Annotated in this window: 23 protein-coding genes; 19 read left to right on the top strand and 4 right to left on the bottom strand. The window is 58.7% G+C overall.

The genetic code is table 11. From position 1 onward, the window contains the following. Positions 1-79 precede the first annotated feature (79 nt). The 3 genes from AAD018_RS16255 to fsa form a co-directional block, all read right to left on the bottom strand. On the bottom strand, positions 80-997 hold the full coding sequence (locus AAD018_RS16255; protein ID WP_367315793.1) for a tyrosine recombinase XerC: 918 nt from the start codon (positions 995-997) through the stop codon (positions 80-82). Between the two features lie 4 nt (positions 998-1,001). Continuing rightward, positions 1,002-1,712 (bottom strand): DUF484 family protein, encoded by a 711-nt coding sequence (locus AAD018_RS16250; RefSeq protein WP_367315794.1) that lies wholly within the window; start codon positions 1,710-1,712, stop codon positions 1,002-1,004. A 115-nt stretch (positions 1,713-1,827) separates the two neighbouring features. Continuing rightward, complete coding sequence (gene fsa / locus AAD018_RS16245) at positions 1,828-2,481, bottom strand: fructose-6-phosphate aldolase (protein WP_367315795.1); 654 nt, start codon at positions 2,479-2,481, stop codon at positions 1,828-1,830. Positions 2,482-2,574: 93 nt separating this feature from the next. Between fsa and AAD018_RS16240 the strand changes: the two genes are divergently transcribed. The 5 genes from AAD018_RS16240 (at position 2,575) to AAD018_RS16220 (ending at position 8,135) form a co-directional block, all read left to right on the top strand. Further along, complete coding sequence (locus AAD018_RS16240; protein WP_367315796.1) at positions 2,575-4,764, top strand: primosomal protein N'; 2,190 nt, start codon at positions 2,575-2,577, stop codon at positions 4,762-4,764. Between the two features lie 39 nt (positions 4,765-4,803). Next, the gene (locus tag AAD018_RS16235; protein ID WP_367315797.1) at positions 4,804-6,033 is read left to right on the top strand and encodes an MFS transporter; all 1,230 of its coding nucleotides are present in this window, start codon (positions 4,804-4,806) and stop codon (positions 6,031-6,033) included. A gap of 51 nt (positions 6,034-6,084) precedes the next feature. Next, positions 6,085-6,735, top strand: a complete 651-nt coding sequence (gene msrA / locus AAD018_RS16230; protein ID WP_367315798.1) for a peptide-methionine (S)-S-oxide reductase MsrA — start codon at positions 6,085-6,087, stop codon at positions 6,733-6,735. A 25-nt stretch (positions 6,736-6,760) separates the two neighbouring features. After that, a complete protein-coding gene (locus AAD018_RS16225) occupies positions 6,761-7,630 on the top strand; it encodes a 50S ribosomal protein L11 methyltransferase (RefSeq protein WP_367315799.1) in 870 nt (289 codons plus the stop codon). A gap of 217 nt (positions 7,631-7,847) precedes the next feature. Then, positions 7,848-8,135, top strand: coding sequence for a hypothetical protein (locus AAD018_RS16220; RefSeq protein WP_367315800.1), 288 nt, complete (start codon positions 7,848-7,850; stop codon positions 8,133-8,135). Between the two features lie 54 nt (positions 8,136-8,189). On the opposite strand, the gene AAD018_RS16215 is transcribed toward AAD018_RS16220, so the two are convergent. Beyond that, on the bottom strand, positions 8,190-8,342 hold the full coding sequence (locus AAD018_RS16215) for a DUF1127 domain-containing protein (RefSeq protein ID WP_367315801.1): 153 nt from the start codon (positions 8,340-8,342) through the stop codon (positions 8,190-8,192). Between the two features lie 244 nt (positions 8,343-8,586). Between AAD018_RS16215 and ruvC the strand changes: the two genes are divergently transcribed. The 14 genes from ruvC (at position 8,587) to AAD018_RS16145 (ending at position 21,021) form a co-directional block, all read left to right on the top strand. After that, positions 8,587-9,096, top strand: coding sequence for a crossover junction endodeoxyribonuclease RuvC (ruvC, locus tag AAD018_RS16210; RefSeq protein WP_367315802.1), 510 nt, complete (start codon positions 8,587-8,589; stop codon positions 9,094-9,096). Beyond that, positions 9,093-9,743, top strand: coding sequence for a Holliday junction branch migration protein RuvA (ruvA, locus tag AAD018_RS16205; protein ID WP_367315803.1), 651 nt, complete (start codon positions 9,093-9,095; stop codon positions 9,741-9,743). Before ruvC ends, ruvA begins: the two co-directional genes overlap by 4 nt. Positions 9,744-9,752: 9 nt before the next feature. Then, positions 9,753-10,775, top strand: a complete 1,023-nt coding sequence (gene ruvB / locus AAD018_RS16200) for a Holliday junction branch migration DNA helicase RuvB (RefSeq protein WP_367315804.1) — start codon at positions 9,753-9,755, stop codon at positions 10,773-10,775. After that, on the top strand, positions 10,772-11,437 hold the full coding sequence (locus AAD018_RS16195; RefSeq protein WP_367315805.1) for a hypothetical protein: 666 nt from the start codon (positions 10,772-10,774) through the stop codon (positions 11,435-11,437). Before ruvB ends, AAD018_RS16195 begins: the two co-directional genes overlap by 4 nt. Beyond that, positions 11,434-11,835, top strand: coding sequence for a tol-pal system-associated acyl-CoA thioesterase (ybgC, locus tag AAD018_RS16190; protein WP_367315806.1), 402 nt, complete (start codon positions 11,434-11,436; stop codon positions 11,833-11,835). The genes AAD018_RS16195 and ybgC overlap by 4 nt, the downstream gene beginning before the upstream one ends. A 105-nt stretch (positions 11,836-11,940) precedes the next feature. Continuing rightward, positions 11,941-12,612 carry a protein TolQ gene (gene tolQ, locus AAD018_RS16185; protein ID WP_367315807.1) on the top strand — a complete coding sequence of 224 codons (672 nt, stop codon included), beginning with the start codon at positions 11,941-11,943 and terminating at the stop codon, positions 12,610-12,612. A gap of 1 nt (position 12,613) precedes the next feature. Continuing rightward, positions 12,614-13,090: a protein TolR gene (gene tolR / locus AAD018_RS16180; RefSeq protein WP_367315808.1), complete on the top strand. Its 477-nt coding sequence runs from the start codon at positions 12,614-12,616 to the stop codon at positions 13,088-13,090. Positions 13,091-13,495: 405 nt separating this feature from the next. After that, complete coding sequence (locus AAD018_RS16175) at positions 13,496-14,248, top strand: hypothetical protein (protein ID WP_412005303.1); 753 nt, start codon at positions 13,496-13,498, stop codon at positions 14,246-14,248. A gap of 47 nt (positions 14,249-14,295) precedes the next feature. After that, positions 14,296-15,657 carry a Tol-Pal system beta propeller repeat protein TolB gene (tolB, locus tag AAD018_RS16170; protein ID WP_412005302.1) on the top strand — a complete coding sequence of 454 codons (1,362 nt, stop codon included), beginning with the start codon at positions 14,296-14,298 and terminating at the stop codon, positions 15,655-15,657. 69 nt (positions 15,658-15,726) lie between these two features. Then, complete coding sequence (gene pal / locus AAD018_RS16165; RefSeq protein WP_367315810.1) at positions 15,727-16,257, top strand: peptidoglycan-associated lipoprotein Pal; 531 nt, start codon at positions 15,727-15,729, stop codon at positions 16,255-16,257. A 10-nt stretch (positions 16,258-16,267) separates the two neighbouring features. Continuing rightward, positions 16,268-17,086 carry a tol-pal system protein YbgF gene (gene ybgF, locus AAD018_RS16160; protein WP_367315811.1) on the top strand — a complete coding sequence of 273 codons (819 nt, stop codon included), beginning with the start codon at positions 16,268-16,270 and terminating at the stop codon, positions 17,084-17,086. Beyond that, entirely contained in the window at positions 17,083-18,345 is a 1,263-nt protein-coding gene (tilS, locus tag AAD018_RS16155) for a tRNA lysidine(34) synthetase TilS (RefSeq protein WP_367315812.1), read from the top strand. Before ybgF ends, tilS begins: the two co-directional genes overlap by 4 nt. An 81-nt stretch (positions 18,346-18,426) precedes the next feature. Then, the gene (gene ftsH, locus AAD018_RS16150; protein WP_367315813.1) at positions 18,427-20,340 is read left to right on the top strand and encodes an ATP-dependent zinc metalloprotease FtsH; all 1,914 of its coding nucleotides are present in this window, start codon (positions 18,427-18,429) and stop codon (positions 20,338-20,340) included. Positions 20,341-20,442: 102 nt separating this feature from the next. Beyond that, positions 20,443-21,021, top strand: a complete 579-nt coding sequence (locus AAD018_RS16145) for an MOSC domain-containing protein (RefSeq protein ID WP_367315814.1) — start codon at positions 20,443-20,445, stop codon at positions 21,019-21,021. Positions 21,022-21,064: the final 43 nt, after the last annotated feature.

Here is a 21,064-nt window from a genome sequence, read left to right as displayed (position 1 = left end):
CCGACGCAATACCGACCGGATACCGAACCCCCGATTTGCCGTTAACCGGACCGTACGCTGGTGTAAGAAGAGCGATCTGTCAGGACCGGGGATGGGCCTTCTCATAGACCTCCATCAACCGCGCCGTATCGACCGCCGTATAGATCTGCGTTGTGGACAGGGACGCATGCCCAAGCAGATCCTGAATGGCGCGCAGATCCCCACCGGCAGAGAGCAGATGCGTCGCGAAGGAATGGCGCATCGCATGCGGCGTCGCCGTCGCGGGCAGGCCAAGCTGGGCGCGCACATCGGCCATAACCTTTTGAATAAGCCTGCGATTCAGCGCACCGCCTCTCGCTCCGCGAAAGAGGGGCAACGTGGGCTCAAGATCGAACGGGCAAAGCGCGACATAGCGATCCACCGCCGTTCGGGCGGCGGGCAGAACCGGGACGATCCGCTCCTTCTGGCCTTTTCCCAGAATGCGCAAGCCCGGCGGCAACGGCACATCGGCCCCCGTCAAACCCAGCGCTTCGGAGATTCGCAAGCCGCATCCGTAAAGCAGCGTCACCACGGCCACATCGCGTGCCGCGACCCAGTCATCCTGCCCCTGCAACGCAATCGTGTCGATCATATCCCGCGCGCCGTCCGGCGTCAGCGGGCGCGGCAGGCGAGGTGGCGCTTTCGGGGAGCGGGCCGATAAAATCGCTGTAGGATCAAAGTCTTCACGGACGGCCAGCCAGCGCGTAAAGCTTTTGACCGCCGACAGCTTGCGCGCCAGCGACCGAGCGCCGATCCCGCGCTGTCGCTCATGGGCCATCCAGGACCGCATGTCGCGAAGCGAAAGGTTAACGATACCGGCCAAACCGTCCCTTTCGCCGCGATGATGCGTTAAGAATTCCAAAAAGCCTGTCAGATCAGTGCAATAGGCGGAAACCGTATGAGCGGAGGCACTCTTGATTGATCTCTCATGATCCAGCCAGCTCTCCAAAGCATCGCGTAATCCCGGCGAGATCAGCATGCGCTCAGATCATCCAGCGCCGCACCGACCGCTCGACCACACCGCCGAAAAACTCCAGAAGATCAGTGCCTTGCTGCGGAATGAATCGGCTCTCGTCTTCCGAGGCCAAAGCCAGAAGACCCGGCCGCCGATCACCTCCGAAGTCCAGCTTCAGACATGCCTCCGAGCGCTGATGCGGCCCCTCGTCCCCGAACAATCCCCCCGCCCGAGGCGCCAGTTTCCTCAGCGTCACAGGCCGAAGCGGCGCATCCCGTCCCTGACCGATATAGCCTTTGACAAAGCCTGCGTCGGAGCGAAGTAGAACACTGGATTTATCTGTAAAATCAGGATCCTGAAGGGTATCTTCCTCAAGGACCAGACGGATCGCATTGACGCGGAGGATCTCTTTCACATCCCCGCCTAGATCCTCGAGAAACTCCGAAAATGTCGTGGCGCTCAGCAGTCCGAGGATCGCGCGGTGCACCTGATTGGTGCCGGCCAAATTGTCGTAGGCCGCCGCGATGACCGACTTGTGCGCCTCTTCGAGACGGTCGAGCCGATGCTCGAGCCGCTCCATCGCAACCCCCCGTAAATCAACGATATTTCCGCCCATCTCATCGGCCTTGGTATCGACCAAAGCCCGCATGACGTCGGGATCGTCCAGTAAAAGCGCGGGATCGGCCAAGATCCTCTCGCGCAGACTCGTTTCTAGCGTCGCGGAATGCGTCGTGCTCATATCCTGCCTCTCGATCTGCCGGGTTTGCCCCAGTCAATTGAGAGGCAGGATAGAAACGGGCGACTCTCCTGTCCAGCAAAGCCGCCTTTGCGGAAAAAGTTGCGGCTTTTGCGCCTCAGAGGATCGATTGGCCGGTCTTTGCCCAGTCCTTCAGGAACCCATCAAGACCCTTATCTGTAAGGATATGATCGGCCATTTTCCGGATTACGGCAGGCGGCGCGGTTGCCACATCCGCGCCGATCTTGGCGCATTCGCTCATATGGTTGGCCGACCGGATCGAGGCGGCGAGGATCTGCGTCTCGAACCCGTAATTGTCGTAAATCTCGCGAATGTCTGAGATCAGATCGAGCCCGTCGAGATTGATATCGTCGAGGCGTCCGATGAAAGGTGAGATGAAAGTGGCGCCGGCCTTGGCGGCAAGCAAGGCCTGATTGGCGGAAAAACAAAGGGTTACGTTCACCATATGACCGTCGTCGGTCAGGCTGTTGCACGCTTTCAGCCCGTCCCAGGTCAGCGGCACCTTGATCGCGATATTGTCCGCGATCTTAGCCAATTCTTTACCTTCTGCGATCATACCGTCGGAATCGGTCGCCACCGTTTCGGCCGAAACCGGTCCATCGACCAGGTCGCAGATTTCCTTGGTGACTTCCTTGATGTCGCGACCGGACTTCATGATGAGGGAGGGGTTTGTCGTCACACCATCCACGATACCAAGATCCTTGAGATCGCGGATGTCGTCTATCTCGGCGGTATCTACGAAAAATTTCATGGCAGCGATCTCCATTCGATGAATTGGCATTTCCTCGCCCCAGCGTTTACCTGAGCTCTACCGGGCCGGAAAGCCCCGCGACGAAGGCATCGAATGGACGGTTTTTTCCATCAGGGGGATCTTGTCAGCGTTCTGACCACGCAGCCGCTTGGGCGTGCGCTTGACTACAAGTCGCCTGAAGGCGGGTGCCAGCTTGGCGCATTCGTGGAAGTGCCGCTTGGTCCCCGCAAGGTCATCGGTGTCGTCTGGGGCAAAGGGCGGGGCGACTACGATATTTCGAAGATCCGCTCGGTGATCCGCGTGCTGGACGCAGCCCCCATGCGCGAGGAAATGCAGACTTTTCTCACCCGTGCCGCCGACTACACACTGACGCCGCTCCCCGCCATGCTGCGTCTTGCAACGCGAGCGCCCGGCCTCGGGGATCCGCCTTCTATGCGGCAGATCTACCGGTTGGGAGAGGGAGTTCCGCCCCGGATGACCGAGGCGAGGACACGCGTTCTCGACACGCTCAAGGAATACGGCGGTCTTGGTTTCACGCTCAAGGAACTAGCTGACGCAGCGGATGTGACGTCCTCGGTGGTCAAAGGTCTCCTGCAAAGCGGTGCTGTCATCGAAGAAGCCGCCCCACGGGACGTGCCCTATCCGCGTCTTGACCCCGATCTGGCCGGGAAGGATCTGACCAAGGATCAGGCCACCGGATCAGAGCGACTTATCTCAGCGGTCCGATCCGGCTCCTACGGCACGACCCTCCTTAAAGGCGTCACCGGATCCGGCAAGACGGAGGTTTATCTCGAAGCTGTCGCCGCTTGCCTCGCGCAGAATAGGCAAGCCCTTGTTCTACTGCCCGAAATCGCGCTGACGGCAGAGTTCCTGACCCGTGTCGAAGCGCGGTTCGGCGCGCAGCCCGCTGAATGGCATTCCGGTGTCACGATGACGGAGCGGCGGCGGCTTTGGCGCATGGTCGGGCAGGGCGGCGCGCAGCTGATCGTCGGTGCCCGATCGGCGCTCTTTCTGCCCTATCGCGATCTTGGTCTGATTGTGGTCGATGAGGAACACGACACCTCCTACAAGCAGGAGGACGGGGTCCTCTACAACGCCCGCGACATGGCGGTGCTACGGGCGTCGATCAATGCAGCTCACGTCATTCTTGCTTCGGCGACGCCGTCGCTGGAAAGCTGGGTCAACGCCGATAGCGGGAAATACGACCGGATCGAGCTGACCTCCCGCTTCGGTCCCGCAACAATGCCTGCGATGCGGGCGATCGATATGCGGGTCGAAGACATGCCTGCGACAAGCTGGATTTCTCCCAGTCTTCGAACGGCGGTGAACACACGGCTCGAGAGGTCCGAACAATCGCTCCTCTTTATCAATCGCAGGGGATATGCGCCGGTTACGCTGTGCCGTGCCTGCGGCCAGCAGGTCGGATGTGATCATTGCGATGCGCGGTTGGTCGAGCACCGATTTCTCAAGCGGCTGGTCTGCCACCAATGCGGGGAGAGTCGGCCCATTCCCACGACCTGTCCATCCTGCGGGGCAGAGGATCGTCTCGCCCCGATCGGGCCTGGTGTCGAACGTCTGGCTGAGGAAAGCGCAGCCCTGTTCCCCGACGCCCGTATCGCGGTTCTGTCATCGGACCTTTACGGAAGCGCGCGGCATCTCAAAGCCCAGATCGAGATGATCGCGGCCGGGGGCGCCGATGTCATCATCGGAACGCAACTCGTTGCAAAGGGGCATAACTTTCCAAACCTGACGCTTGTCGGGGTGATCGATGCCGATCTCGGACTTCAGGGCTCCGACCTGAGGGCAGCTGAGCGCACCTTTCAACTCATGCGGCAGGTCGCGGGGAGGGCCGGGCGGTCCGAAGTGCCGGGCGAGGCCTTACTGCAGACCTATCAGCCTGAACATCAGGTCATTCAGGCCATCCTGACCGGCGAGGAAGAGACCTTCTGGCGTGCCGAGGCCGATGAGCGACGTCTTGCAGGGATGCCGCCCTTCGGGCGGATGGCGGGAATCGTTCTGTCCTCTCCAGATATTCAGGATGTCTTCGATCTGGGACGTGCTATGGCCCGGCAAACCGACCCTTTGCGCGCTATCGGCGCTGACGTCTTCGGGCCTGCGCCAGCCCCTATCGCGCGCATTCGCGGGCGACATCGCGTCCGGCTTCTCGTAAAGGCTGCAAAAGGCGCTCCGATCCAGAAAGCGTTGGCTGAATGGTCGGGGCAGTTTCGTCTCAAAGGCGAGACGCGAATGTCCATCGATATCGATCCGCAGGGTTTTCTCTGACCCTATCTTTTGACCGATCCGAGGGGTAGAGCGGTCTCCATGAAGACCGTTCACATCACAGAAACGCACCGACTGCCGGTCTGGCAACGTCCGATTACCTTGCTTTTTCTGATGTCGGCAGCGATGCCGGTCGCCTTTTCGACTTGGAGCGCATTGCTGAATAATTTTGTGGTCGATGTCGCCGATTTCGATGGAGCGGATATCGGCTGGCTTCACACCATACGAGAGATCCCGGGGTTCCTTGCAATCGGTGTCATCGCGATCCTGCTCTTCATGCGAGAGCAGATCTTGGGGCTGGTATCACTCATGCTGCTTGGGGTTGCGACTGCGCTAACGGCTCAGTTTCCGACGATGGGCGGCATTCTGACGATCACGCTTCTCAGCTCAATCGGCTTTCACTACTACGAGACGGTCAACCAATCGCTCCAGCTGCAATGGATTGAAAAGGATCGCGCGCCACAGGTTCTCGGCTGGCTGATCTCGGCCGGGTCGGGCGCGACGTTGATCGCGTACCTCCTGATTATCGGAACATGGGAGCGCTTCGACCTCGATTATAGTCTTGTCTACTGGATTGCAGGTGGGTTCACGGCTCTTGTCGCTCTCTTCTGCCTCTTTGCCTACCCGCAGTTCGAAGGGAAAGACGCGCAGCGTCGACAGATGGTGCTGCGCAAACGGTACTGGCTCTACTACTCGCTTCAGTTCATGTCGGGCGCACGCCGTCAGATCTTTGTCGTCTTCGCTGGCTTCATGATGGTCGAACGGTTCGGCTATGCCGTGCACGAGATCACGGCTCTCTTTCTGACGACGCTGATTGCCAACATGCTTGTCGCGCCCTTTCTTGGGCGACTGGTTCAGGTTTTCGGCGAGCGGCGCGCTCTGATCTTTGAATATACCGGGCTGGCAGCGGTCTTTCTTGCCTATGCCGGTGTCTATTTCCTTGAATGGAGCGCTGCGGTGGCCGCTGTGCTTTACGTGGTCAACCACCTGTTCTTCAGCCTCGCACTGGCGATCAAGACGTACTTTCAGAAGATCGCTGATCCGTCTGACATCGCGCCGACGGCAGCGGTTGCCTTCACGATCAATCATATTGCCGCGGTCTTTTTGCCTGTCCTTCTGGGCCTTCTCTGGCTGGCCTCGCCCGGGCTGGTGTTCCTGTCGGCCGCCGCGATGGCTGGTATTTCGCTTGGTCTGTCACTGCTTATCCCTCGGCATCCCGTTCCTGGGCACGAAACGATCCTTAGGGGGCCTGTTGCGGCGGCAGCCGAGTAGAATCCTGGCAGGCGGTCCCTATATCTAAGCGAACAAAGATGGAGCGCTGCGATGTTTACCCTGACCCGCAAAAAGACCGAGATGATTTCGGCTGACAAGGCCCTTTCCGGGCGATCCGAACCGATCCCGACGGCTGACACTCATTTCGTTAACGGGCGCCCCCTGACGCTCGACGTTCCCGAAGGACTGGAAGTCGCGGTCTTCGGGATGGGATGTTTTTGGGGAGTTGAGCGCATGTTCTGGACGTTGGAAGGCGTCTGGCTGACCATCGTGGGCTACGGCGCAGGCTTCACGCCGAACGCGACCTACGAAGAAGTGTGTTCGGGCATGACGGGTCACAACGAAATCGTTCGCGTGGTCTACGATCCAGATGTGATCTCTTACGAGTCGCTTCTAAAGGTCTTCTGGGAAGGGCACGACCCCACGCAGGGCATGCGGCAAGGCAATGATCGGGGCACCCAGTATCGCTCGGGGATCTACTATACCACGCCTGAGCAGAAGCGCCTGGCTGACGCCACGAAGGCAGATTTCGAGACACGCCTTGCCCAAGCGGGATATGGAACAATTACGACCGAGATCGAGCCGGCTTGCGAGTTCTTCATGGCTGAAGGGTATCATCAGCAATATCTGGCAAAGAATCCTGCGGGCTATTGCGGGATCGGAGGGACAGGCGTCACCTGCCCGATCGGGACAGGAGCGTGAGCGAAGCTTTGGGCCGTAGGTCGCAATGACAACCTTTACGGCCTTCACCTCGGTCCCGAGCCAGGCAGCAGCGGAAAAGTTGGGGGAGACACTCGAGGCGCTTAATCCCGAACCGCTGGGCATCGGGGTTTTCGAGATTGAGGATGGCAGCGGTCTTTGGGAGGTAGGAGCATATTTCACAGCTCCGCCCGATCATGCAGGGTTGGCCTTGCTCGCGACCCTTCATGAGGCCAAGGACTTCGTTGTTTCGGAATTGCCCAAGACTGACTGGGTGGCGAAGGTGCGCCGCGATCTCGCGCCGGTCGAGGCCGGGCGCTTCTTTCTCTATGGCAGCCATGACGCAGATAAACTGCCTCCCGAGCGGATCGGTCTGCTGATTGATGCAGCGATGGCGTTTGGCACTGGGCATCACGGTACAACGCTGGGATGTTTGCTGGCCCTGGACCGGCTCGGTCGTAGCGGCTTCGTTCCGAAGCGAATCGCTGATGTCGGATGCGGCACTGCTGTGCTCGCTATGGCCGCGGCAAAGCTCTGGAAACAGAGTGTTCTTGCAAGTGACATCGATCCTGTGGCGGTGGATGTTGCCGAGGCCAATATCAAGGCTAATGGTCTGACCGAGTTGGTCCAAACGGCCGAGGCTGCAGGTTTCCCGCCGTCCGATGAAGCCCGCGATAACTCGTTCGATCTTGTTTTTGCCAATATTCTCAAGGGCCCTCTCATTGCACTTGCTCCGGATATGTCTCAAAATATCGGCCAAGGGGGACGCCTCATCCTGTCCGGTCTATTGCGAGAACAGCAGGCTGAAGTGTTGGAATGCTACGAAAAAAACGGGTTCGTCCTTGAGGCGGAAGACCCAATCGGAGACTGGTCGACCTTGACGCTCACAAGAAGTTGAGGCTTTCTAGAAGAACTAGTAACCGCCGCCGCGCCACACAAAAGTCGTATTTGGGGATATGATTTCGTGAGTTGGGTGTGGGGGCCTTTAATTTTGGAGAGTAAATATGACTGCCAGTCATCTCCAATTCGAGAAACGAGTGAAGCGACTTCACCGTCGGCACGAGCGTATGGCCCGTGCGGGTGTTGTTCACGCCGTGGGCAAGGATGGGCTTATTATGTCTCGTCCGCGCCGGACGTCACTTCGGTTTCCGGTGCGTGGTGTTGTTTGGCTCGCGATCTTCCTGTTCATGATCAAAGCGTTCCTTCTCTTTCATCACGGACAGGCCGGATACGATCAGCGTGTCAGCCAGCTTGTTGAAGGAACCGCCTTTGAAAAGGCGGGGGCTTTCGTTCTTGATGCGGATCCGGTGTCAGGGTGGCTTGCATCGCAGATGAACCGGTATCTGTCCGGAGCACCTGCAGCAGAAGACACCCCGATCGCCATCGTCGACGAAGATCTTTAGATCTTTTCCACGATAAGATGGATGAAGCCGCGCCTGAGAAGGCGCGGTTTTTCTTTAGTGGCGACCGATCATGTCGAGGTCGGTGACACTCAGTCCGATATCGTAAAGCTCGCGATCGCTAAATTTTGCGAATGCGGTACGAGCAAGTCGGCGATCGTTCCAGGTCCGAACGGAGCGGAATACGCGGCCCATCGTGAGTGTTGTCATTATATTATCCTAGCGGCTCGATATTTCTCTTCAGAACGCCGCGCTAGACAAAATATTCAGGCCTGAATAGCAGCTTTTTTTGCATGGAATATATGCACGTTCTGCATGGCAGGAATACGACAACGCTTCTCCCTGAAGCGACGTGCAATTCAGCATTCGAGCCAATGCCATCCTGTCTATATGGTTTCGAATGTTCACTTTTCGTGCTAGCGTCTCGTAAAAATGAGAACGAGCGAGGCTGAGCATGCGGATTATCGGGATCGATCCCGGCTTGCGAACCATGGGATGGGGGATCGTCGAGCCGATGGGTGGCAGCCGACTTGTTTTTATCGCAAGTGGTATTTGCAAGTCCGGTGAAGGCTCTTTGGCGGACCGGCTTTTGCGTCTCCATGATGGTCTGGCCGACGTCATAGAGCAGTTCGCGCCGGACGAGGCTGCGGTCGAAGAGACATTCGTCAACAAAGACGCCCGCGCAACGTTGAAACTTGGACAGGCACGGGGAGTTGCGATGCTTGTTCCGGCCAAGGCGGGCCTGCCCGTGAGCGAGTATGCCCCGAATACCGTCAAGAAGACTGTGGTCGGAGTTGGACATGCGGAGAAGCGGCAGGTCATCCACATGATTAGGCTTCAGCTTCCCGCCGCTGCACCGCAAACCCATGATGAAGCAGATGCTTTGGCGATCGCGATCTGTCACGCGCATCATCGGGCGAGCCATAGCCAATTGACCGATGCCTTGAGGAAAGCGGCGGGATGATCGGGCGGCTGAGTGGGCGGCTCGATTACCGCTTTGACGATCACGTCCTGATCGATGTCGGCGGTGTCGGCTATATCGTCTACGTCTCTGACCGTACTCGCATGTCTCTTCCTGAAACCGGGCAGGCAGTGTCGCTCTTTACCGATCTTTTAGTTCGCGAAGATCTGCTGCAGCTCTTTGGATTTTCGAGCCTTGTCGAGAAGGAATGGCATCGGCTTTTGATGGGAGTGCAAGGGATCGGGGCGAAGGCATCGATGGCCATTCTAGGGGCGATCGGACCCGAAGGGGTCGGGCAGGCCATCGCGCTTGGAGACTGGTCTTCGATCGCCGTCGCGAAGGGTGTCGGTCCGAAGACGGCGCAAAGAGTGGTGAATGAGCTCAAGGATAAGGCGCCGGGTGTCATGGCCATGGCGACCGGACCTGCCGCGCCTCATCCAAGCACCGACGTGCTCGTGGAGGCGGCATCGCCCCCAACGCCCCAGACCGATGCAGCGGCACAGGCAGAAGCGTTGTCGGCTCTCGGCAATCTCGGCTATACGCCGGCTGATGCCACCCGCGCGATCGCGGAGGTTCTTGTGGAAGAGCCCGATGCCGGTACGTCGGACCTCATCCGCGCCGCCTTGCGCCGTCTTGCTCCTAAGAGCTAGGACCTTTGCATGAGTCTCGACCCAGATCCGACGATGCGCCCGGACAGCCTGCCCGGAGATGCCGACCGAGCGTTGCGGCCTCAGCGATTGGACGAGTTCATTGGTCAGGCAGAAGCGCGAGCCAATCTTGCCATCTTTATCGCATCCGCCCGGCAGAGGGGCGAAGCGATGGACCATACGCTTTTCCATGGACCGCCTGGGCTGGGCAAAACCACGCTGGCTCAGATCATCGCCCGGGAGCTTGGTGTCAATTTTCGGATGACGAGCGGACCTGTGCTTGCGAAAGCAGGGGATCTTGCGGCAATTCTGACTAATTTGGACGCACGGGACGTCCTGTTCATCGATGAGATCCATCGACTTAATCCGGTTGTAGAGGAGGTGCTTTATCCTGCGCTAGAGGATTTCGAGCTTGATCTGGTGATCGGGGAAGGACCTGCAGCCCGCACAGTTCGGATTGAGCTTCAGCCTTTCACGCTGATCGGGGCCACGACCCGAATGGGCCTTCTGACGACGCCCTTACGCGACCGTTTTGGGATCCCCACTCGTTTGCAGTTCTATTCGGTCGATGAGCTTCACGCCATCGTATCGCGTGGCGCGACGCTGCTTGGCGTATCTGCCGATGATGGAGGTGCGCGAGAGATTGCCAGACGCGCCCGCGGCACGCCCCGTATCGCAGGCCGACTGCTGCGGCGAGTAGTCGATTTCGCGATTGTCGAGGGGGATGGACATGTCAGCGAAGCTTTGGCCAATGGCGCTTTAACCCGTCTCAGTGTGGACGATCTTGGGCTTGATGGTGCGGACCGAAAGTACCTTCGGATCATTGCCGAGAACTACGGAGGTGGGCCTGTCGGGGTTGAAACCCTATCAGCGGCCATGAGTGAAAGTCGGGACTCGATCGAAGATGTAATCGAGCCGTTCCTGCTACAGGAAGGTCTGATTGAAAGAACGCCGCGCGGGCGCAGATTGGCGCCACGCGCATGGAGACATCTTGGCCTCGATGCGCCTGTCCGTGACAAGGATTTGTTCGAATGACATCCGCGCTGCCCTCGCAAGATCAGCCGCCTTCGTTGTCTGCCGAGGACGTTGAAGCGCTGTTCGTCCGAGGGGATGGGCGGTACGCCTTCGCGAGATGGGGCCGACCAATTGCACCCGTTATCTTCGGTGTTGATGACGCGACCCTTACGATCTTCAAGGGCGCAATTGAGGCGATCGCACAGCTTGCGAGCCACCCGGTTGATGAGGTGGATACGGAACTTGGTGCGAACCTTTTGATGTTCTTCTGCAAGGATTGGTCCGAATTGCGGGAGATCCCCAACCTTGACCGGCTGATCCTCGGCTTCTCAGATCTGCTTGCCCAACTCGACCGGACCGATGCGAACCAATATCGTGTGTTCCGCTTTGGTGAAGCGGGCGCGATCCGGGCCTGCTTTGTCCTGATCCGCATGGACGAGAGTCTGGCAAGCATATCCGCAGAGACATTTGCTCTTAACCAAGCTGTCCAGCTCATCTTGCTGTGGTCCGACAAGGCGTTTCTCGAGACGTCTCCTCTGGGAATGGTGGGCAGCGACCGGGTGATCCTCAAGCCGGAGATCGCGAGTGTGATCCGAGCGGCCTATGATCCCGTCATGCCTGCGGCTTCGAACGACGTGAGCCATGCCTTGCGGCTTCAGGCGCGGATGACACGTCCGCAATGAGCTACGACTTTCAGCTTCGCGTCTATTACGAGGATACTGACCTCGCAGGGATCGTCTACTACGCGAACTACCTGAAATTCATTGAGCGCGCCCGAAGCGAGTGGGTCAGGTCGCTTGGCATCGATCAGGCAGCGTTGAAATCGGATCAAGATCTTGTCTTCGTCGTGCGCCGGGTCGAGGCAGACTATCTCGCGCCAGCCCTTTACGATGACGTTCTGCTTGTAAGGACAATACCTGTGAAAATCACAGGCGTTCGGCTCGAGGTTGAGCAAACGGTTCTCAGGAGCGAAACCATGCTTTTCCGCTCTACCGTGACGATTGCGATGCTGACAAGCGAGGGCAAGCCAAGCCGGTTTCCAGCGGATATTCGCACGAAGTTGATGGCGGGTAGTCCATAATTTTCAGTCTCGACATGCGTTGTGATTGGCTTTCATACGCTCTCTCGGCTAAACAGACGTTAATGCGGCCCGTCAAAGAGGTCGCGCCGGCAAGAGAGCAGTTAGATGGAAGCAGTCGATTTTTCGATGTGGGCGCTATTTGCGCGTGCGACACTCACGGTAAAAGTTGTGATGATTATGCTGGTCATGGCCTCGGTCTGGTGCTGGGCAGTTATCGTCGACAAATGGCTGCAATACCGGCGCGCCCGGCGCGAGGCCGCTCGGTTCGACCGGTCCTTCTGGTCCGGAGAGCCGCTCGACGGGCTTTACGAAGAGATCGGACCCGAGCCCAAGGGGCAGTCCCAGCGGATCTTCGCCGCCGGAATGCTCGAATGGCGCAGATCGCACCGAAATGATGGTGGCCTGATTGCAGGGGCACAGGCCCGGATCGACCGGGCCATGGATGTCGCAATTGCGCGGCAGGCCGAGAAACTTCAGAAAGGGCTTCCCGTCCTCGCCACAGTGGGATCAACCGCACCCTTCGTCGGGCTGTTTGGTACGGTCTGGGGGATCATGAACGCCTTTATCGAGATCGCCGAACAGCAGAATACCAACCTCGCCGTGGTCGCTCCGGGTATCGCCGAGGCGCTTCTTGCAACTGGGTTGGGTCTTCTCGCGGCTATCCCTGCCGTGATCTTCTACAACAAGCTAACAGCCGATAGCGACCGGATCGTCAACGGATACGAGGCTTTCGCTGACGAGTTCTCCACCATCCTCAGCCGGCAGTTGGATAGCTGACATGGGAGCAGGAGTGATCCAGAAAGGCGACAGCGGGGGCCGCAGACGCGGTCGCCGTGGGCGCCGCAGCCCGCCGATGTCCGAGATCAACGTCACGCCCTTCGTCGACGTGATGCTGGTTCTTCTCATCATCTTTATGGTGGCGGCGCCGTTGCTGACTGTCGGTGTTCCCGTGAACATGCCCGAGACGGCGGCTAACGCTTTGCCGACAGATAATGAAGAGCCATTGACCATCACGCTGACCGCCGAAGGGCAAATCCTTATTCAGGAGACGGAGGTTGCTGCGTCCGATCTTGTGGCACGGCTCACGGCGATTTCCGCCGAAAGGGAAAGCGACCGTGTCTTCGTTCGAGCTGACCGGACGGTGTCTTGGGACAGCCTTGCGACCGTCATGGGGGATTTGAATGCAGGCGGCTTTTCCAATATCGGGCTCGTTACGGATATCGGCGATCCCCCGATGGCTGAAGAGAACGGGTAGGGTAGTCTCGTGTCACCCGGCACATATGTTTCCTTATCAGGTCATGTCATTTTTCTTGGCTGGCTTGTTCTTGGATGGGGGCTTTCGAGTGACCCTCTTCCGTTTGATATCGCGGAGGTCGATGTCGTATCCTCCGAAGAATTCGCGGCATTGAATTCTCGCGAAGCGCCAAACGTTCCGTCAGAGCTTCCGCCGTCACTTGTAGCGCCCGAAATTCCTTTGGAAGAGGCTCCCCAAGAGCCGCCTGTCGTGGAAGCGCCACCGGAGCCGTCGGTTCCGGCTGCGGCTACGCCTCCGCCAGCCGCTGATCCCGCGCCGACACCCGAGCAGCCTGCTCCGGCACCGCCAGCGCCCGAGCCAGAGCCCGTGCCGGAACCTGCGCCACCTACGCCTCCGCCTCCGCCGGTGAACACGGCTGTCGGCACGTCCACCCGCCCGCGTCCGCGTCCCTCGGATGTCATTTCATCCGAGAATGTCGCACCGCCAGAGCCGGACGTGGAGATCGCCGATCAGACCCAAGAGGCCGTGGTCGAATCCGAGACGTCCGAGACACCCGCGGAAGAGCAGGAGGCGACTGCCGAAGAAGAGCAGACCTCTGCGATTGTTACGGAAGCCGACGAGCCTGAAGATGCACCGGTCATTCAGGACGAAGAGGTTGCGCTGGCCCCGACCACATCGCTGCGCCCTCAGCTTCGCCGTCCGCAACCGCCCGCCGCGCAAGAGGTCAGCGAGAGCGAGCCTGTCGACGAAGCGCCGACCGAGGTGCCCGATGCGCCCACGGATACGATCAATGACACGTTGGCCGGTATTCTGGGGGGTGAGGAAGCTCCCGCTCCATCAGGGGCTCCTTTGACATCTGGCGAGTTGGAGGGCTTCCGTGTTGCGATTTCCGACTGCTGGTCGCTTCCGATTGGCACCGATGCTCAACGAACTACCGTCGCGGTCACCTTCGATCTGACCCAATCAGGTCAGGTCAGTAATATCGAGATGGCCTCATCCAACGGACCAAACGACGCGGCAACCCGCGCCGCATTCGAAGCCGCACGGGTAGCAATTCTTCGCTGCGAAAAGGGGGGCTACGACCTTCCTGTCGAAAAGTACGATCAGTGGAGTAGAGTGCAGATAGAGTTCGATCCGAACCAGATGCGTTTGCGATAGCGCGAATGGCGCGGAGACAAAACAAGGGCTGAGCAGAGATGGTATCGATGACAAGGTTTGTGACGAACGGCATGCGGGCTTTGGTCTCTGCGCTGCTTCTGACAATGACGCTTGGTAGCGGAGCGCCCGCCATAGCGCAGTCTAACTGCCCTCCGGATATAAAGCTTTGCATCAGAATCGTAGATGGCAGGATCGCACCGCTTCCTTTGGCGATCCCTCAATTTGAGGCTGAGACGGCGGATGCCGCGACCATTGCGGCAGATATCAGTCGCGTGATTACCGAGGATCTTGTCGGCACAGGGCTCTTTCGCCAGATCCCGGCGGAAGCTTTCATCAGCCAGGTCTCATCTTTCAGCGCCCCCGTCCGGTATCCAGATTGGCGGGCGATTAATGCGACCGGTCTTCTGACCGGGGCAGTTGCAGTGAACGGAAATCAGATAATCGTAAAGTTTCGCCTTTATGATGTGTTCTCGGGCGCTGAACTGGGTGAGGGCCAGCAGCTGGTCGGAACGACCGAGGGCTGGCGGCGCATTGCCCATAAGGTTGCCGATCAGGTCTATGCCCGGATCACAGGTGAAGATCCCTATTTCGACAGCCGCGTCGTGTTTGTCTCCGAAGCGGGGCCAAAGGACGATCGCCGCAAGCGGCTCGCTATCATGGATTACGACGGCGCGAATGTGCAGTTCCTGACGGACAGCGCGTCGATCGTTCTGGCGCCGCGGTTTTCGCCGAATGGCGACCGGGTGCTTTACACAAGTTACGAAAGCGGCTTCCCTCGGATCAATATGATCGACGTGGCCTCTGTCGGACGCCGCGAGATTCCGACCGCTCCCGGAGAAATGGCGTTCAGCCCACGCTTCTCGCGGGATGGGACGCAGGTGATCTATTCGCTGAGCAACGGCGGAAACACGGATATTTACCGCACGGATCTTGGCAGCGGTCAGAGTTCGCGGCTGACCTCGGCTCCGTCTATCGAGACTGCGCCAAGCCTGAGCCCGGACGGACAGCAGATCGTTTTCGAGAGTGACCGATCGGGAACGCAGCAGCTTTATGTGATGAACGCGAATGGCGGGGAGCCTAATCGGATCAGCTTTGGCGATGGTCGCTATGGCACTCCGGTCTGGAGCCCGCGCGGAGACCTCATTGCCTTCACTAAGCAAAGCGAGGGCCGGTTCTTTATCGGCGTGATGCGCACCGATGGGAGCGAGGAACGTCTGCTGACGGCCTCCCCCCTCGATGAGGGGCCAACGTGGTCGCCGAATGGTCGTGTTCTGATGTTCACGCGCGAAACGCTTGGCGCGACCGGGGAGCCAGCGCTTTATTCAGTCGATATCACGGGCGTCAATCTCAAGCGGATCACCACGCCGGGTCCAGCTTCCGATCCGTCCTGGGGGCCGCTTCAACCGTGATTTTCAAGCTTCGCTAGCCGTGCTAGACAGAGGTCAACAAGAGCAAAAGACAAAGACAGGGAAACGATCATGACTTCTATTCGCCTTGCTTCACTTTTTGCGGTCGGGCTCGCCTTGTCCGCCTGTACCAATGCAGACCGGTTCGGAGAGGACGGCGCAGGAGGCGATCCAAACGGAGCGTTTGGGGAGGGGGTTCCTCTTGGCGCGGGTCAGGGTGGTGCGTCGGATCCGTCCAGCCCGCAATATTTCAGCCAAACCATTGGGGATCGGGTTCTCTTTGCCGTCGACACGTCGACACTCACACTCGAGGGTCGCGCGACCCTCGACGGTCAGGCTGGATGGCTCATGTCAAACCCAGACTACCTCGCCGTCGTCGAAGGACATGCCGACGAGCAGGGCACGCGCGAATACAACCTTGCCCTTGGAGCCCGCCGCGCAAATGCGGTTCGGGAATATCTCGTCTCAAAGGGCGTCCCGCAATCCCGCCTGAGGACGATCAGCTATGGCAAGGAGCGCCCGGTCGAGATCTGTTCCACCGAATCCTGCTATGCCCAGAACCGGCGTGCGGTTACGATTATCTCAACCGGCGCCGTGAGTTAGGAACAAGATGATGCGTCGCCTGCTTCTTGCCTCTACCTTCGTTCTCGGGGCGCTTCCGGTTCTGGCTCAGGACCGGGAGCAGACCCTCGCGGATATCCGTCAGGAACTTTCTGTCGTCTATGTTGAGATCCAGAAGCTTAATCGGGAGCTATCGACGACGCAGGGCGCCGGGGCATCGGCCGGAGGAACGACGGTGCTCGAGCGACTTTCGGGACTGGAAGCCGAGGTTCAGCGGCTGACGGCGCAGACTGAACAGCTTGAGTTTCGGGTAGGACAGGTTGTCAGGGACGGCACAAACAGGATCGGCAATCTCGAGTTTCGGCTTTGCGAACTCGAGACAGACTGCGACATCTCCACTCTTGGCGATACACCGTCACTAGGAGGGGAAGTCGCGCAGGCGCCTCCTCCTGCGGCGCTGCCACCCACCAGCTCTGATACCGGATTGGCGGCAGGCGAGCGTGGTGAATTTGACTTGGCCAAAGAAGCTTTTGATGCCGCGGAATATCAAGTGGCGGCCGAACGGTTCGGGACCTTTGCCGAAAATTACCCCGGCGGCCCTCTGACATCGGAGGCGCATCTTCTAAAAGGGCGCTCTTTGGAAGAGCTCGGGCAGATGACTGACGCCGCCCGTGCCTATCTTGATGCGTTTTCAGGCGACACAGACGGCGAGTTCGCGCCAGAGGCCTTAGCAAAGCTCGGGACCTCGCTTGGCGCGATCGGTCAGATTCAGGATGCCTGCACGACCTTGGCCGAGGTCGAAGTTCGGTTTCCCGGCAACGCGCAGGTTGGCGAGGCTCAAGCAGCAATGGCGTCGCTGAACTGTCAGTGACGCTCGAGCAGAGTGTTGGCGCGGAATTAAGCCGGCTCGTCGATGATCGCGCGGGCGCTGTGGGCATTGCCGTCTCGGGCGGCTCTGACTCAATTGCGCTCTTATACCTGACTGCCAAGTGGGCTCGCGAGAGGTCGGTTGCCTTGAAAACGGTGACCGTTAACCATGGTTTGAGGTCTGGGGCGGTACAGGAGATTGCGCTTGCCGCCGAGGCTTCGGCGCGGTTGGAAGTACCTCACGATGTTGTGGCCTGGTCCTGGGATGGTCGTGGCAATCTGCAGGCGAGGGCACGTGATGCGAGAAAGCAGCTGATTGGGGACTGGGCGTCGCAGAACAATGTTGGGACTGTCCTCCTGGGTCATACGAAAGACGATCAGGCAGAAACCGTCTTGATGCGGCTCGCACGGGGCTCGGGCGTGGACGGGCTGGCCGGGATGAACATGCTCTCTGTAAATGGTGGTCTCAAACTGGGGCGACCTCTTTTGAATACTCGCAGAGAAGACTTGAGGACGTGGCTTGAAGCTCAGTCGATTCCCTGGGCCGACGATCCCAGTAATGAGGACAAGCGCTTTGATCGGGTGAAAGCGCGGGAAATGCTAGTCCATCTGGATGAGCTCGGACTGACGGTGGACCGCCTAACCCAAACAGCGGAACACATGCATCTTGCCCGGCAGACCCTTGGATCAGTCGCGTTCGATCTGGCAATAGCAGAAATCGAACTGCGTTCAGGGGCGCTTTTTATTCCCGATACGGTCATTAGCTTGGATCGGGGAGAGACAGCTAGACGGATCCTGTCCGAGGCTATCCGGTGGATCGGACGAAACACTTATCGTCCGCGTCTCGAGGCTCTTCTCGCAGCCGTGGAGACGGTGAGAGGTGGAAGAAGCACAACGCTGGGGGGATGCCTTCTGCTGCCCCCGATCAAAGGGCGGGACGGCCTTATCGTTACGCGGGAGCCCGCTGCAACTGGTCCGCGTGTCGCTCTGAAGCATGGAGAGACGAACGTTTGGGATGGCCGGTGGAGGATATTGAAGCCATCATCGCTTCGCAACGAAGACCAATATTTCGTTGGTTCGCTTGGCGGAGACGGTCTGATGCAGTGCGATTGGCGGCAAAGCGGTGTTCCGCGCGAAGTTCTGGAAGGTACGCTCGGAATCTGGAAAGACCACGAACTCGTTGCGGCTCCCCTTGCAGGCTTTGACAACGGATGGGACGCGATTTGCGAGCCGGACTTTGCATCGCATCTGCTTTCACATTGAAGAAAGCGCTGCATTCTCTATCTTAATGATGTAGTGCCAACGATGTCGTAGGCAGTGCCGTTCTTTTTCAGGAGATTTTCCTTGGGCAACGCGAGAAATATCGCATTCTGGGTCGTGCTATTCCTTCTGGTGCTGGCGCTTTTCAATGTTTTCAGCGGCAGTGGAGGAACGCTTCAGAACAGCCGGATGAGCTATTCCGACTTTGTCGAGCGAGTCGAAGCTGGTGATGTGGCAGAGATCACGCTTGATGGCGATAGGGTGCGCTTTCGCGTCGATAGCCGCGAATACGAGACGATCAAACCCCGCGAGACGGATGTCACCGAGCTGATTGAAGGGCGCGAGGTAGAGCTCAACGTCGTGAGCCAAGAGACCTCTGGTCTGCAGACATTCATCCTGTCTCTTCTGCCGTTCCTGCTTCTTATCGGCGTATGGGTTTACTTCATGAACCGCATGCAAGGCGGCGGGCGTGGTGGCGCCATGGGCTTCGGCAAGAGCCGGGCCAAGTTGCTGACCGAAAAGCACGGGCGCGTGACGTTTGATGATGTCGCCGGCATTGATGAGGCGAAGGAAGAGCTTGAGGAAATCGTCGAATTTCTCCGCAACCCGCAAAAGTTTTCGCGCCTTGGAGGCAAGATCCCAAAAGGTGCCCTACTGGTTGGTCCTCCCGGGACCGGTAAGACATTGCTCGCGCGGGCAATTGCGGGTGAAGCGGGCGTTCCGTTCTTCACCATTTCAGGCTCTGACTTTGTCGAAATGTTCGTCGGTGTCGGTGCATCGCGCGTCCGCGATATGTTCGATCAGGCGAAGAAGAACGCGCCCTGCATTGTCTTCATCGACGAAATTGACGCCGTGGGCCGGTCCCGTGGTGCGGGATATGGCGGCGGTAACGACGAACGCGAGCAGACGCTGAACCAGCTTCTGGTCGAGATGGACGGATTTGAGGCAAATGAAGGGATCATTATCGTCGCGGCCACGAACCGCCGGGACGTTCTCGATCCCGCTTTGCTGAGGCCGGGCCGCTTTGACCGTCAGGTCCAAGTGCCCAATCCGGACATCAAGGGACGCGAAAAGATCCTCGCAGTGCATGCTCGCAAGGTGCCACTGGGTCCCGATGTCGATCTGCGCATTACCGCTCGCGGCACACCCGGCTTTTCGGGTGCCGATCTGGCCAACCTCGTGAACGAGGCTGCCTTGGCAGCCGCGCGAGTTGGGCGGCGGTTTGTCACGATGATCGATTTTGAATCTGCCAAGGACAAGGTGATGATGGGCGCCGAGCGGCGCTCCATGGTTCTGACGCAGGATCAAAAGGAAAAGACCGCTTACCATGAGGCTGGGCACGCGATTGTCGGAATGACGCTGACCAAGACTGATCCGGTCTACAAGGCGACGATTATTCCGCGCGGCGGTGCGTTAGGTATGGTCGTCTCGCTTCCGGAGATGGACAAGCTTCAGATGTTCAAGGACGAAGCGCTCGAGAAGATCACCATGACTATGGCCGGTAAGGCCGCTGAAATTTATAAGTATGGTGAAGAAAGCGTCTCTAGCGGTCCTGCCGGTGATATCCAACAAGCAAGTAGTCTGGCGCGCGCTATGGTGATGCGATGGGGCATGTCCGACAAGGTCGGCAACATCGACTATTCCGAAGCGCATGAGGGCTATCAGGGCAATACCGCTGGCTTTTCCGTTTCGGCGAAGACGAAAGAGATGATCGAAGAGGAGGTCCGCGGTTTCATCCAGGATGGATATGATCGCGCCTACAAGATCATTGAGGAACGCTCGGAAGAGTTCGAGCGTCTTGCGCAGGGTCTTCTTGAGTATGAGACGCTGACCGGAGACGAGATCAAGAAGGTGATCGCTGGCGAGAAGCTGAATATTGGGGATGACGCGGAGGATCCGCCTCCGTCGAGCGGCAGCTCGGTCACCGCGATCCCGAAGACGAAGCCTCGCAAGCCGAAGGATACCAGTGGTACACTTAAGCCTGAACCCACACCGTAGGCGCTTCCTGCAGAACCGAGATTGATCTAAGCCCACCGCTCTTGTGCGGTGGGCTTTTTTCGTTCACGTCGGATATGTATCCTTGGCCGTCGGAGACATGCTTTGCCCGCTCTTATAAAAACGGACTACATCGGAAAACTCACCTGGCTTGGCCGTGTTCTTGATCGAGAGGCTGCCTTGCGATCGACAGAGCTGACAGAAGTCGAGGCGCGCTTTTCAGGACTTGAAGGGGAAGCCCATGGCGGTTTGACCCGGCCGTCTTGCAGTCGGGTTGTCACGCAGTATCCCAAGGGAACCGAAATTCGGAATGTTCGGCAGCTCTCTATCGTATCCCGAGAGGAGCTCGACCAAATTGCGAAGGAAAGTGGTCTGGATGACTTCGATCCAGCTTGGATCGGCGCAAGTCTGGTCGTCGAAGGTATACCCGATTTTACTCATATTCCGCCATCCTCACGGCTTCAGGCCGGATCCGGCGCGACCTTGACCGTCGATATGGAAAACCGACCTTGCCACCTTCCGGCCAAGGTCATCGACGAGGATCAACCAGGCTATGGAGCAGCCTTCAAAGCCGCTGCCAAAGGCCGGAGAGGTGTCACGGCATGGGTGGAGCGGGAGGGCGTTCTGTCGGTCGGAGACACCGTAACATTGCATGTACCGGCGCAGAGGCTCTGGAAGCCGTAAAGCACGTGCCTCGTTGCCTTGAATATATCGAAGCCGCGATACG

It is taken from the genome of Aestuariibius insulae, assembly GCF_040783535.2.
In the GTDB taxonomy this organism is placed as follows: Bacteria; Pseudomonadota; Alphaproteobacteria; order Rhodobacterales; family Rhodobacteraceae; genus Aestuariibius; species Aestuariibius insulae.
Note: the sequence above shows the minus strand (reverse complement) of the source record. Positions and strands in the feature narration are given on the sequence as shown.

Bases quoted from the DNA above. Each gene is read 5' to 3' on its own strand.
- AAD018_RS16250 (WP_367315794.1), bottom strand. From the start codon at position 1,712: ATGAGCACGACGCATTCCGCGACGCTAGAAACGAGTCTGCGCGAGAGG.
- AAD018_RS16235 (WP_367315797.1), top strand. From the start codon at position 4,804: ATGAAGACCGTTCACATCACAGAAACGCACCGACTGCCGGTCTGGCAA.
- AAD018_RS16215 (WP_367315801.1), bottom strand. From the start codon at position 8,342: ATGACAACACTCACGATGGGCCGCGTATTCCGCTCCGTTCGGACCTGG.
- AAD018_RS16195 (WP_367315805.1), top strand. From the start codon at position 10,772: ATGACATCCGCGCTGCCCTCGCAAGATCAGCCGCCTTCGTTGTCTGCC.
- tolQ (WP_367315807.1), top strand. From the start codon at position 11,941: ATGGAAGCAGTCGATTTTTCGATGTGGGCGCTATTTGCGCGTGCGACA.
- ruvC (WP_367315802.1), top strand. From the start codon at position 8,587: ATGCGGATTATCGGGATCGATCCCGGCTTGCGAACCATGGGATGGGGG.
- msrA (WP_367315798.1), top strand. From the start codon at position 6,085: ATGTTTACCCTGACCCGCAAAAAGACCGAGATGATTTCGGCTGACAAG.
- AAD018_RS16220 (WP_367315800.1), top strand. From the start codon at position 7,848: ATGTCTCGTCCGCGCCGGACGTCACTTCGGTTTCCGGTGCGTGGTGTT.
- tolR (WP_367315808.1), top strand. From the start codon at position 12,614: ATGGGAGCAGGAGTGATCCAGAAAGGCGACAGCGGGGGCCGCAGACGC.
- ruvA (WP_367315803.1), top strand. From the start codon at position 9,093: ATGATCGGGCGGCTGAGTGGGCGGCTCGATTACCGCTTTGACGATCAC.
- pal (WP_367315810.1), top strand. From the start codon at position 15,727: ATGACTTCTATTCGCCTTGCTTCACTTTTTGCGGTCGGGCTCGCCTTG.
- ybgC (WP_367315806.1), top strand. From the start codon at position 11,434: ATGAGCTACGACTTTCAGCTTCGCGTCTATTACGAGGATACTGACCTC.
- tolB (WP_412005302.1), top strand. From the start codon at position 14,296: ATGACAAGGTTTGTGACGAACGGCATGCGGGCTTTGGTCTCTGCGCTG.
- AAD018_RS16255 (WP_367315793.1), bottom strand. From the start codon at position 997: ATGCTGATCTCGCCGGGATTACGCGATGCTTTGGAGAGCTGGCTGGAT.
- ruvB (WP_367315804.1), top strand. From the start codon at position 9,753: ATGAGTCTCGACCCAGATCCGACGATGCGCCCGGACAGCCTGCCCGGA.
- AAD018_RS16240 (WP_367315796.1), top strand. From the start codon at position 2,575: ATGGACGGTTTTTTCCATCAGGGGGATCTTGTCAGCGTTCTGACCACG.
- AAD018_RS16225 (WP_367315799.1), top strand. From the start codon at position 6,761: ATGACAACCTTTACGGCCTTCACCTCGGTCCCGAGCCAGGCAGCAGCG.
- ybgF (WP_367315811.1), top strand. From the start codon at position 16,268: ATGCGTCGCCTGCTTCTTGCCTCTACCTTCGTTCTCGGGGCGCTTCCG.
- fsa (WP_367315795.1), bottom strand. From the start codon at position 2,481: ATGAAATTTTTCGTAGATACCGCCGAGATAGACGACATCCGCGATCTC.